Genomic DNA, 10780 nt, shown 5'->3' with positions numbered 1-10780 from the left:
TCCTCCCTCGCCTACGACGCGGAGCGCAAGCTCTTCCTCGCCGCGTCCTACGACGGGCAGGTCTACCCGCTCGCCGGGTGATCCCCCACCAGCGGGGGGGGGGGGGGGGGGGGGGGGGGCCCCCCCCCCCCCCCCCCCCCCCCCCCCCCGCCCCGCCTCACCCCACCCCTCGCTTCGCCATCACGGAGGGGCACAGGGACGGCCCCCTGCGGCCCCTACGCCCCCTCCGCCCCCTAAGCCCCCACCTCCTAAGCCCCCACCTCCACCTCAGCCCCCGCCCCGCCCCGTACCTGGGTCCCGCCCCGCAGTACCCGCAGGTCCATCCACTGCCCCATCCGCCGGTACCCCTCGTCGCCCGGGTGCAGATGGTCCCCCGAGTCGTACACCGCCAGCATCCGCGTCGGTGCGAACGGATCCCGTACCGCCCGGTCGAAGTCCACGACCCCGTCGAACACCCGCCCCGCCCGGATCTCCTCGTTCACCGCGTCCCGCACGGCCTCCCGCTCCGGCGTCCAGGACGAATGCCCGCCGAACGGCAGCAGCGTTCCCCCGACGACCCTCTGCTGCCGTGCGTGCCCCTGCCGTACGAGCTCCCGCAGCCCCGACACGATCCGTCCCGGATCCATCTCGTGCGGCGGCGCGATGATGTCGTTTATCCCCAGAAGCACGACGACCACCCGGACCCCGGGCCGGTCAGCGGCGTCCGCGGCGAACCGGGAGAGACCGCTCGGCCCGCGGCCGTCGCTCAGCAGCCGGTTCCCGCTGATCCCCTGGTTCAGCACGCCGTAGTGCGGCGCCCCGGGCTCGGCCCGCAGCCGGTCGGACAGCACGTCCGGGTACCGCCGGTTGGCGTCGGTCGTGGACGCTATTCCGTCCGTGATCGAGTCGCCGAAGAGCACCACCGCACCGTTCGCGTCCGGGTTCAGCACCTCCACCCCGGTCAGGTAGCGATAGTTGTTGGTCCGGCTGCGGTACGCGCCGCCCGAGGGGTCCTCGGTGTGGTCGCCGACCGCGGCGTACCCGGTCTGGCGGGCATGCGGGTGGTACGTCACCGAGCCGCTCGGGGCCGCGGAGTACACGGTGACCAGGAGCTCGCCGTCGTACGGCACCTTGATCGCCGTACGGTCACCGACGAAGGACCCACCGGCCGGGATGGTCACGGACGGCTTTCCCCGGAAGGTCACGGGCCGCATGGTGCCGGGCTCGGCGGCCGGGGCGCCGGAGGCCGCCGCGACGGCGATCGACGCGTGCGAGACGACCAGCGGCTTGTTGCCGAAGCGGTTGGACAGGGTGATGCGGGCGCTGGTCCCGCCGATGCTGGTGTGCACGACGTTGCGTACGGAACGCCCGGGGAGCCCGCGCCTGGTGCGCGGTTCCGGGCCGACGGGGGAGGCGGACCAGGTACCGATCCACTGACCGGCACCGGCGGGCCGCAGCCCCGTACCGTTGCCGTGCCGGGCTCCGTCGGTACGGCCGTTCTTCGCATCGCCCCCCTCGCGCGCACCGCGCGGGGGAGCGTCGCCGGTCATCAGCCCGGTGAGGGCGAAGATGCCGCAGGAGATCAAGACGACCACTGCTGCCAAGCCGGCCAGCAGGGCATAACCATTGCGCCTGGTCATGCGGTGGGGGACTCCTCATCGATCATTCGAACTGATCACCATGATGCGGCATGGCGTCGGGAAGGGAGACGTCGGGAACTCCAGGTGCGTTCCGGGAGTAGGTCAGGTAGGGACATTGCGTACGGGTCTTTACGTACGTACGCCAATGCACGGCATCGACATCGGCACGGGTACGGGGTACGGGCATCGGCGGCAGCGCCGTCACCGGTACGTACGTACGGCACGGGCGAGCGGAGTGGGCGGAACGGATGGAACGTACAGACAGCGGTGCGACCGAGCGGGAGGGACGCGAGGGGCAGGAGCGGCGCGAGGAGCGCCCGTCCGGCCCCTCGATCTCCGCACGCCCCGATCCTTCGGACGAGGGATTTGCGGACTCTTCGGACGAGGGACTCGCGGACCCTTCGGACGAGGGACCCTCGGCGAGGGACCCCCGGGCTCCTTCGGCCCAGGCTTCCTCGGCTCAGGCCCCATCGGCCCCGGCCGCTTCGGTAAAGGCTTCCTCGGCTCAGGCCCCGTCGGCCCAGGCCCCATCGGCCCCGGCTTCCTCGGCCCAGGCCCCTTCGGTAAAGGCCTCCACAGCCAAGGCTTCCTCGGGAAAGGCCTCCTCCTCAGCCACGGGTTCCTCACCCAAGGCTGCCCGCTCGACCCCCCGCCCACCCTTCGCCTTCAGCGAGGCGGACGAGGAGAAGCGCCGGGGCGTGCGCCGGATGAAGACCACGGCGACCGGCCTCCTCGTCCTGGTCGCCCTGATCTACGTCCTCGCAAAGTGGGCGCAGCACAGCGGCTTCACGGGCTGGCCCGGCTATGTCGCGGCGGCGGCGGAGGCCGGAATGGTGGGTGCGATGGCGGACTGGTTCGCGGTCACAGCCCTCTTCAAGCACCCGCTCGGCATCCCCATCCCGCACACGGCGATCATCCCGACCAAGAAGGACCAGCTGGGCGTCTCCCTCGGCTCCTTCGTGGGCGAGAACTTCCTCTCCGAGGACGTCATCAAGGCCCGCCTGGCCCCGCTCGACCTGGGCGGCCGAGTGGGCGCCTGGCTCGCCGAACCGGCCCACGCCGACCGGGTCACCGAAGAGCTCGCCACCGCACTGCGCGGCGCGCTCACGGTCCTCCGCGACTCCGACGTACAGGCCGTCGTGGGCGAGGCCATCACCCGCCGCGCGGACGCCGCCGAGATCGCCCCGGGCCTGGGCAAGGCCCTCGACAAGGTGGTCGCGGACGGCGCCCACCACCGCGCGGTCGACCTGATCTGCACCCGCGCGCACGACTGGCTCGTCGAACACGGCGACTCCGTCATGGACGCGGTCCAGGGCGGCGCCCCCGGCTGGACCCCCCGCTTCGTGGACCGCAAGATCGGCGACCGCGTCTACCGCGAACTGCTCCGCTTCATCACGGAGATGCGCGACATGCCGACCCACCCGGCCCGCGGCGCCATCGACCGCTTCCTCACGGACTTCGCCACGGACCTCCAGTCCGACTCCGAGACCAGGGCCCGTACCGAACGCCTCAAGTCCGAGATCCTCAACCGCCCCGAGGTCCAGGACGTGATCGCCTCGGCCTGGTCCGCGGTCCGCTCGATGATCATCGCGGCTGCCGACGACGACCAGTCCGAACTCCGCCTCCGGGTCCGGGCCTCGCTCATCTCCCTGGGCGCCCGCCTGGCCACGGACGGCCGCCTCCAGCGCAAGCTGGAAGGCTGGGTGGAGGGAGCGGCGGTGTACGTCATCACCACCTACCGCTCGGAGATCACGTCCCTCATCACGGACACGGTCGCGGGCTGGGACGCCGACCACACATCGAAGAAGATCGAGGCCCACATCGGCCGCGACCTCCAGTTCATCCGCATCAACGGAACGGTGGTGGGGGCGCTGGTGGGCCTGCTGATCTACACGGTGTCGAGGGCGTTCGGCGCGTAAACGCGGCGCTCCGCAAGCGGGGGTGGGGCGCCGCAAGCAGGGGGGCGCCGCGGGTCTTCTGCGGCACCCCACCCCCCTCGGGGTTTCTGCGGCGCCCCACCCCGGGTCTGCGGGCCCCACCCCCCCGGGTGCGCCCCCCGCGGGTACGACCTACTCCCCGCAGCGCTTCCCGCCACCACACCGAGTCGCAGCCCAAGAAGCCGCAGCAACCCCACCCGCCACAGCGAACACGGCAGGCCAGGCCCCGACCTTCTTCGCCAACGGGTGCGACCCCGCGAACCCGGCCACGTACAACCCGGTCAGCCCGGCCGCGACCTTCCCCCCGGCCTCCTGCTGCCACTGCCGAGCGGCCACAGCCCCGGCCGCGGCGAGCGCCACCCCGCCCAACGGCCGCTTCTTGGTCCAACGGGCAACCCCGTAGCCCCCCACCAACCCGGTAGCGGCAACGACGGATGCGGGCACCTTGGCCATGACTACTGCCTCCTGATCTGCTGCGCCGTCCAGGGCGCAAGCCTCGTCCACCGAGGCTAACGACCGCACCGGACCGCCCGGATCGGGGCCCCTCCCGCTGCTCACCCGGTGAGCAGCGGAGTCACCGCCGGCCGCCGCCCGAGGCAGGCGAGACGTTGACTGCCGGGCCCTGTGCACCACCCCCCTGCGCACGCCCGCGCCCACCGCGCCGCCCGAGATCCGGGGCGCGGATTCGTTACGCCTGAAGAGCCGGGGCCGGCCCCCACGACAGGCGACTTCACTAGTCACGCAGAGTCACCCACGGGGCTGGTTCATGACATATGCCAGAACCGGAGTTAACCGCTCGTAGTTATGTCAGCTCAATGGTTCAAACGAGCAGGGGTGGCCTGATGCAGATTGTCGACGTATCTCGGAACGTGCTGGTAGCAGCACTCGCGGCTGCCTTCACCGTCTCTGTCGCCGCCGCGCCCGCCCACGCCTCGGCGATCGGGTCAACCGCGGTGAACTCCTTCTCGTACACGGTCGGGGGAGCGACGGTGAAGGTGCCGACGGGGTGCTTCTTCACGCACATCATCAAGGGGAGCGGAAAGAAGATCGACCACCAGAATGCGGGCGTGGACTGCGGGTTTGTCGCCGCTCTGGGTCCCGGCTTCTGCAACTGGCGGATCGATTTCAGCTACGCGGACATGAACAACGCGACGTACAAGACATCCCGGGGCAAGACGCATCCCGAGTGCAAGATTGACCCCATGAGGAACAACTCGCCCCAGACGCTCCCGCGTTACGGAAAGGCGTGCACGCATCTCTACGTCAACGGAACCCGCCGGTCCAGCCAGTGTCACTACATCAAGAAGTGAGCAGCGACTCATGGTGAACGCCAATCAACCGCAGGAGCGCCAACGACTCCTCAAAGGCATCGCCTTCGCGGCGGGGCTGCTCGGATCGCTCGCGTTCTTCGGGTTCTTCCCGGGGCTCCCGCATGTGATCGACGGCGGGGCGATCCTGGTGTCGGTGGGCGTCGGGGCGCTGGCCAGCTGGGTATGCGGACGGCGGGTCAACAGACCCGGCTGAGCCGCTTCTCCATCCGGGTGCTGCCGCTTCCGCAGGGGGCAGCACCCGGTTGGCACGCCTCAGCCCCTACGACTAGGCATCGCAGGCGACGCCGTCCCTGTCCCGGTCCAGGTGGCGCCCGTACCCGGGCTGTCCCTTCCTGAGCGGTGCGGCGCCGGCGGCCCGTACCGCCGAGCAGTTCCTGAAGTACACCTTCGTCTTCGTCGTGGGCTTCTTGGTCCTGGCGGGGGCGGGTGCGGCCGTGTTCATGGTCACCCGCACAACTGCCGTAGCTTCCAGGGGTGTTGAGCCCACGGTCGCGCCCGTCCCCTTGATCTTCACCTTGTACGCGAAGTCGTCCTCGCCCACGTACGAGGCGTTCGGCGTGTAGGTGGCGCGGGTCCCGCTGAGCGTGGCGGTGCCGTGCCGGGGCTTGGCGTCAAGGGTCAGTACGTAATCGGGCTTGCGAACAGCCGTGAGGAACGGTGCGCCCTTCGCCCCGCCGTCCTGCGCGAAGGTGTCATTGGCCAGCATCTCCACCACGACGCGCCTCCCGCCCTCGGTGCTCTTCGCGTCGTCGATGAGCTGGAGTACGGGCGGATGGGTGGCGGCGTCCGCCTTCACGACCCCCGCGTCCTCGCCCGCCTTCGTGCCCGCACCCTTGTCGCCGGCCGAAGCGCCTCCTTCACACCCGACCAACGCCACGGCCAACGCCACGGCAGCCCCACTCACCACAGCTGCGCGCCGACGCGCGGCACCTCTCACCCACCACATGTGCCCTCCAAGGCATCCGTCCGAAGTCCGCAGTCGGCGGTCCACAGCCCACGGTCCACAGCCCACAGTCCGCAAGAACGGTGGCTCGAATCCGCGCAAGGTACGCCACGGACCGCCCGCGCGACAGCCCATCCACAAACCCCCGCCGACCTCCCGCAAGGGCGTGTAAGCGGGGCAATCACCGCCAAAGAGGTGTGAGACCGAGAGGTGAGCGGCGCAAGGGCGGCGTGAATGGCGACGTTGCCGATCCAGCAACGCGAATTGCCAAATTCGCACGTACGGAGTGACTGTGTGAGCAGTAGAAGACCCACCGGACCGCGGACCCGCTCCGGACCACGGACCCCCTCGGGGCCACGGACCGCTACAGGACAGACCGCGCCTCACGGCAGGAGACCACCATGCTCAACCCCACCGAAGTGCCGCAGTCCACGGACGCGACACAGAGCCCCGAGTGCCTCGACGTCGTCGTCATCGGCGGGGGCGCCGCAGGCCTCAGCGCCGCGCTCGTCCTCGGCCGCTCCCGCCGCTCCGTACTCGTCGTCGACGCCGGACAGCCGCGCAACGCCCCCGCCGCACACATGCAGGGGTACCTGGGCCGGGACGGCATGCCGCCCGGTGAGTTCCTCGCTGTCGGCAGGCAGGAGGTCCAGCGGTACGGTGTCCGCCTCACTACGGACGAGGTCACTGACATCACCGCGCACGGCGACGGCGAGAGCGACAGCGACGGCGGTGACAGCGACGGCATCGGCGATTTCGACGTACACCTCCGGAACGGCCCCTCCGTCCACGCCCGCCGCATCGTCGTCGCCACCGGCCTCGTAGACGAGCTGCCCGACATCCCGGGCCTCGCCGAACGCTGGGGCCGCGACGTCCTGCACTGCCCGTACTGCCACGGCTGGGAGGTGCGCGACCGCGCCTTCGGCGTCCTCGCCCACCCCACCCTCGGCGCCCACCAGGCGCTCCTCCTGACCCAGTGGTCCCAGAACATCACCCTCTTCCTGCACGACGTCACCGAACTGCCGGACAGCCAGCGCGCACAGCTCAAGGCAGCAGGCATCCCGGTCGTCGAAGGACCGGTCGCCGCACTCGTCGTGGCGAAGGGGACGGACACGGACACGAGCACGGCCACGGACATGCTCACCGGCCTACGTCTAGCCCAAGGCGATGTCGTCCCCCTGGACGTCCTCTTCGCCGCCGGGCGGCCCGTGCCCCGCGACACCCTGCTGCGCCGCCTCGGCGCCCGCACCGTACCCACCCCCGTCGGCCCCTACCCCGAGGTCGACCCCACCGGCCGTACCAGCGTCCCCGGCGTCTGGGCCGTCGGCAACGCCGCCGGACCGACCGAGCAGGTCATCAACGCCGCGAGCGCCGGCTACCGCGCGGGCGTGACCATCAACGCGGAACTGACCTTCCTCGACCTGGGCCGCTAGGACTCGCAGCCCACCCCGTCCCCGTCACGGTCCAAATGACGTCCGTACCCGGGATCGCCCACCCTGATCGGCGCGACACCGGCGGCGCGCACGGCGGAACAGTTCTTGTACGAGACGCTGCCGCCACCCCCGGACCCGCCACCGGAGGCACTGCCGCTGCCACTCCCGCTCCCAATCCCTCCGGATGAGGAGTCGCAGCCCACCCCGTCCCCGTCCCGATCGAGATGCGGTCCGTAACCGGGTCGGCCCTTCCTGATCGGTGCGACACCGGCGGCGCGTGCCGCAGCACAGTTCTCGTAGTAGACCGGCGGTGCGGGCTTCTTGGTTCTGACCGGCGCGGGCTTGGGTGCAGACACGCTGAGGCGTACAACAGCCGTGCCCGTAAGGGAAGTTGATCCCCCTCCCCTGCCGCCATCGACGACGATCTTGTACGTGAACTGGTCCTCGCCGCCGAATCCCACCATCGGCGTGTAGACGAAGCTGCTCCCGCTCGCGCTGACGACGGCAGTCCCAGCGGTGGGCTTCGCATCGAGGGAGAGCGTGAACTCCCCACCCCGTACAGCGTCCTTGAGCGGTGCGGCCGTGCCGCCACCCTCAGTGAAGGTGTCGTTCGCCAGCACGTTCACAGTGATCGGCTTGACGCTGCGCACGCTCGCGGTGTCGTCGACAAGACCGAGCACGCCCCCGGCCGGGGAGGGCGTCGCCTGCGTGGCCGAAGGAGTCGCCGCCGTCCCCTTCGCGGTCCTCGCGGACGCGGCCCCCACCGGCTTGGCGTCCGTCGCACCCCCGCCCCGATCCCCGCACCCCGCCAGCGTCACCGCCAGGACCACGGCAACCCCACTCGTCAACGCCGCGCGCTGACGTATCGCACCTCTCCTCAACAACACGTGCCCCCCAAGGCATTGGTAGTGAACTGAGGAGCCGATGATGGCAGCACTGTGAAGATCCAGTAATGAACTAGTGGCTATCTGGCCTAAAGAAGCCGTTTAGCCTCCCCCTCCCGGCCCCCCTCCCAACCCCACTCCCCACCCCCTCCCCGCCAAGCCCTCAGCTCACCGCGCTCCCGCGCAACACCTCGACGTGCTGGGAAAGTTGCGATGATGGCTCGAATCCACACCCAGTCCTGTCACAGATCGCCGACAGCACGACCACAGCCCGCCCACAGCGCGCGCAGCCCACCCCTCCACCGGGCAGATCCCCGACATGCCCACCCCCACCAAGGCCGACGTCCCCGCACTCGCCCGCCTGGCCCGCACCCAGCAGAACCTGGTCACCGCCCGCCAACTCCACACCGTCGGCCTGGCCGCCAGTACCGCCCGTCGGCGCTCCGCCCCCGGCGGCCCCTGGCAGTGCGTACTGCCGCGCGTCTATCTGATGCAGCCACTCCCTCCGACCCCCGCCCAACGGGCACTGGCCGCGGTCCTGTATGCCGCAGGCCCCAACCCCCGCCCCCTCAACGGCAGATCAGCCGCAGTGACCGCCGAGACCGCCCTCTTCCTCCGAGGGGTACGAGACGCGCGCCCGGCCCCCGTGGACGTACTGGTCCATCACACCCGAGACATCCGAAGCACTGCCTTCGTACGGGTCCACCGCACCCGGCGCTACCCACCCGTGCTCCTGGCCGAGGGCGTCCCCTCGGTGCGCGCCGTCCGCGCGGCAGCGGACTTCGCCGGCCGCGAACCCTCCCCGACCCGCGTACGTGCGCTCCTCGCCAACGCCGCCCAGAAGGGCCTCTTCCACCCGGAAGATCTCCTCGCCGAACTCCGCGCGGCCAAGACCCTCCACCTCCCACCGGCGGCCGCCGCGGCCACCGAACTCCTCGCCGGCATCCGCTCCTTCGCCGAAGCCCAGGCCCGCGACCTCCTCCTGGCCACGGACCTCCCCGTCCCCCTCTGGAACCCCACCCTCCATACCCCGCAAGGCACTTTCCTGGCAGTCCCGGACGCCTACTGGCCCGACCATGGTGTGGCCCTGGAAGTGGACTCCCAGGAGTTCCACTTCACACCGACTGCGTACCAGCACTCGGTACGCCGCCGCCTGCGCCTGGAAGCACACGGCGTGGAGGTGGTGACGACGACCCCGGCCACGATCCGCGACCAACCGGAGGTGCTGGTGGGAGCGTTGCGGGCGAAGCTGGAGCAGGGGGAGGGGCGGGGTGTGCTGCTGGGGGTACGGGTCACTCCGGGCTGAGGTCTCCGCGACGTACCGCTCGTACGAACTCGCCCCAGGCGGCACAGCGCACGGCGATGAGCGGCCCACCGGGCGACTTGGAGTCGCGCACGGCGGCCGAGTCGCCTGCGAATGCCGTCTCGACGCACTCGGTTTCGTTGCCACCGCTGTAGGACGACTTGAACCACTCCCAAGCGCCGCCCGTCATCACAACTCCCCACCTCGGACAGCCCGTATGAACTCCACCCACGTAATGCGGCGCAGATTGATCCGGCGCCCCTCCGGCATCTTCGAATCACGTACGGCCGTGTGCGCCGATATGCAGGCGACCTCGACGCACTCTCCACCCGTGCCGTTGCTGTAGCTGCTCTTCTGCCAACTCGGCTCTGCGGACCGGGTCATCGGGAGTGTTCCTCCAACGTCTTGCGGATCAGCGTGGCTGATCTCTGCGGGCTCAGCGCCATCGCCCGGAGGTGATCGAACGCCTTTGTGTAGAGGTGCACGTCTGTGGGCTGCTCCAGGTAGACCGAGTCGGTCAGCCCTTCCCGGTAGACCACGTCGGGGTCCTCCTGCTCGGGGAAGCCGAGGATGGTGTAGGTCCCGGTCACCGGGTATGCACCTGCGTCGAAGGGCAGGATCTGCACCGTTACGTTGCTCAACTTCACCATTTCCAGCATACGTTCGAGCTGCATGGCCATCACCTGACGGCCGCCGATGACGTGCATGAGAGCGCTCTGGTGGATCACCGCCCAGAGATCCGGCGGGGCCGGTTCGGTCAGCAGCTCCTGGCGCCGCAGCCGTACGTCGACAAGCCGCTGGATCTCGTCGGCGCTGTGGTCGCTCGATGCCCGGCTCAGCTCTGCTGCGTAGTCGGCGGTCTGGAGCAGGCCGGGGATGAACTCGTTCTGGTACGTACGCAGATCAGAGGCGGCCTGCTCCAGGCCCACGTACACCGAGAACCACGCTGGCACTGCATCCCCGTGCGCATGCCACCACCCCTTGGTCTTCGAGTCCTTGGCGAGGGACTTCAGCAGGTCGCGCATCTCGTCAGAGGTCTCGTAGAAGCGGCACAGTGCGTCGATGTCCGAAGGCTGTACACGCCCCTGTCCGGTCTCCAGCCGGTTGACCTTGGATCCGCTCCAGTCGAGTTCCTTGCCCACCCGGTTGCAGGTGAGCCCGCTTTCTTCGCGCAGCTTCTTGAGCTCGATCGCCAGCCGTCGGCGCCGCGCTGTGGGTGAACCGGCCACGTGCTTCAACTCCCTGTGCGGTAGCGGAAGTTCCATCCCACAGGAAGGCAGGCGTTCCGCCAATCACTCATTCGAGCTAATCCCTTCATGCACATTGCACG

Annotated in this window: 12 protein-coding genes and 1 pseudogene; 5 read left to right on the top strand and 8 right to left on the bottom strand. The window is 70.0% G+C overall.

Annotated elements, in window-relative coordinates; all coding sequences use genetic code 11:
• Window positions 1-248: 248 nt before the first annotated feature.
• Window positions 249-1619 carry an SGNH/GDSL hydrolase family protein gene (locus ACH4SP_RS21960; protein WP_398417181.1) on the bottom strand — a complete coding sequence of 457 codons (1371 nt, stop codon included), beginning with the start codon at window positions 1617-1619 and terminating at the stop codon, window positions 249-251.
• Between the two features lie 505 nt (window positions 1620-2124).
• Window positions 2125-2337, bottom strand: coding sequence for a hypothetical protein (locus tag ACH4SP_RS21955; protein WP_398417226.1), 213 nt, complete (start codon window positions 2335-2337; stop codon window positions 2125-2127).
• Here ACH4SP_RS21955 and ACH4SP_RS21950 point away from each other — a divergent pair.
• Window positions 2279-3538, top strand: a pseudogene (locus tag ACH4SP_RS21950) (DUF445 domain-containing protein); the annotation flags it as partial. The gene ACH4SP_RS21955 and the pseudogene ACH4SP_RS21950 overlap by 59 nt on opposite strands.
• A 150-nt stretch (window positions 3539-3688) precedes the next feature.
• Here the strand turns inward: ACH4SP_RS21950 and ACH4SP_RS21945 are convergent.
• Complete coding sequence (locus ACH4SP_RS21945; RefSeq protein ID WP_398417180.1) at window positions 3689-4009, bottom strand: hypothetical protein; 321 nt, start codon at window positions 4007-4009, stop codon at window positions 3689-3691.
• A gap of 389 nt (window positions 4010-4398) precedes the next feature.
• On the opposite strand from ACH4SP_RS21945, the gene ACH4SP_RS21940 reads away from it, so the two are divergent.
• Window positions 4399-4866: a hypothetical protein gene (locus ACH4SP_RS21940; RefSeq protein ID WP_398417179.1), complete on the top strand. Its 468-nt coding sequence runs from the start codon at window positions 4399-4401 to the stop codon at window positions 4864-4866.
• A 10-nt stretch (window positions 4867-4876) separates the two neighbouring features.
• Window positions 4877-5080 carry a hypothetical protein gene (locus tag ACH4SP_RS21935; RefSeq protein WP_398417178.1) on the top strand — a complete coding sequence of 68 codons (204 nt, stop codon included), beginning with the start codon at window positions 4877-4879 and terminating at the stop codon, window positions 5078-5080.
• 72 nt (window positions 5081-5152) lie between these two features.
• Here ACH4SP_RS21935 and ACH4SP_RS21930 read toward each other — a convergent pair whose 3' ends face one another.
• Window positions 5153-5776, bottom strand: coding sequence for an excalibur calcium-binding domain-containing protein (locus tag ACH4SP_RS21930; protein WP_398417177.1), 624 nt, complete (start codon window positions 5774-5776; stop codon window positions 5153-5155).
• A gap of 455 nt (window positions 5777-6231) precedes the next feature.
• On the opposite strand from ACH4SP_RS21930, the gene ACH4SP_RS21925 reads away from it, so the two are divergent.
• Window positions 6232-7263, top strand: a complete 1032-nt coding sequence (locus tag ACH4SP_RS21925) for an NAD(P)/FAD-dependent oxidoreductase (RefSeq protein ID WP_398417176.1) — start codon at window positions 6232-6234, stop codon at window positions 7261-7263.
• On the opposite strand, the gene ACH4SP_RS21920 is transcribed toward ACH4SP_RS21925, so the two are convergent.
• Complete coding sequence (locus ACH4SP_RS21920) at window positions 7260-8111, bottom strand: excalibur calcium-binding domain-containing protein (RefSeq protein ID WP_398417175.1); 852 nt, start codon at window positions 8109-8111, stop codon at window positions 7260-7262. The genes ACH4SP_RS21925 and ACH4SP_RS21920 overlap by 4 nt on opposite strands.
• Window positions 8112-8466: 355 nt before the next feature.
• On the opposite strand from ACH4SP_RS21920, the gene ACH4SP_RS21915 reads away from it, so the two are divergent.
• Window positions 8467-9453 (top strand): hypothetical protein, encoded by a 987-nt coding sequence (locus ACH4SP_RS21915; RefSeq protein WP_398417174.1) that lies wholly within the window; start codon window positions 8467-8469, stop codon window positions 9451-9453.
• On the opposite strand, the gene ACH4SP_RS21910 is transcribed toward ACH4SP_RS21915, so the two are convergent.
• Genes ACH4SP_RS21910 through ACH4SP_RS21900 form a run of 3 tightly spaced genes read right to left on the bottom strand, consistent with a single transcriptional unit; the run spans window position 9440 to window position 10679 of the window.
• Window positions 9440-9640 (bottom strand): DUF397 domain-containing protein, encoded by a 201-nt coding sequence (locus ACH4SP_RS21910; RefSeq protein WP_398417173.1) that lies wholly within the window; start codon window positions 9638-9640, stop codon window positions 9440-9442. The two genes, ACH4SP_RS21915 and ACH4SP_RS21910, sit on opposite strands and share 14 nt — an antisense overlap.
• Complete coding sequence (locus tag ACH4SP_RS21905; RefSeq protein ID WP_398417172.1) at window positions 9640-9834, bottom strand: DUF397 domain-containing protein; 195 nt, start codon at window positions 9832-9834, stop codon at window positions 9640-9642. Before ACH4SP_RS21905 ends, ACH4SP_RS21910 begins: the two co-directional genes overlap by 1 nt.
• Window positions 9831-10679: a helix-turn-helix domain-containing protein gene (locus ACH4SP_RS21900; RefSeq protein WP_398417171.1), complete on the bottom strand. Its 849-nt coding sequence runs from the start codon at window positions 10677-10679 to the stop codon at window positions 9831-9833. The genes ACH4SP_RS21905 and ACH4SP_RS21900 overlap by 4 nt, the downstream gene beginning before the upstream one ends.
• Window positions 10680-10780 lie beyond the last annotated feature (101 nt).

This window comes from Streptomyces sp. NPDC021093, from assembly GCF_044333135.1.
Classification (GTDB): Bacteria; Actinomycetota; Actinomycetes; order Streptomycetales; family Streptomycetaceae; genus Streptomyces.
This window is presented reverse-complemented; position numbering and strand designations above follow the sequence as displayed.

Bases quoted from the DNA above. Each gene is read 5' to 3' on its own strand.
- ACH4SP_RS21960 (WP_398417181.1), bottom strand. From the start codon at position 1,619: ATGACCAGGCGCAATGGTTATGCCCTGCTGGCCGGCTTGGCAGCAGTG.
- ACH4SP_RS21945 (WP_398417180.1), bottom strand. From the start codon at position 4,009: ATGGCCAAGGTGCCCGCATCCGTCGTTGCCGCTACCGGGTTGGTGGGG.
- ACH4SP_RS21940 (WP_398417179.1), top strand. From the start codon at position 4,399: ATGCAGATTGTCGACGTATCTCGGAACGTGCTGGTAGCAGCACTCGCG.
- ACH4SP_RS21935 (WP_398417178.1), top strand. From the start codon at position 4,877: ATGGTGAACGCCAATCAACCGCAGGAGCGCCAACGACTCCTCAAAGGC.
- ACH4SP_RS21925 (WP_398417176.1), top strand. From the start codon at position 6,232: ATGCTCAACCCCACCGAAGTGCCGCAGTCCACGGACGCGACACAGAGC.
- ACH4SP_RS21915 (WP_398417174.1), top strand. From the start codon at position 8,467: ATGCCCACCCCCACCAAGGCCGACGTCCCCGCACTCGCCCGCCTGGCC.
- ACH4SP_RS21910 (WP_398417173.1), bottom strand. From the start codon at position 9,640: ATGACGGGCGGCGCTTGGGAGTGGTTCAAGTCGTCCTACAGCGGTGGC.
- ACH4SP_RS21905 (WP_398417172.1), bottom strand. From the start codon at position 9,834: ATGACCCGGTCCGCAGAGCCGAGTTGGCAGAAGAGCAGCTACAGCAAC.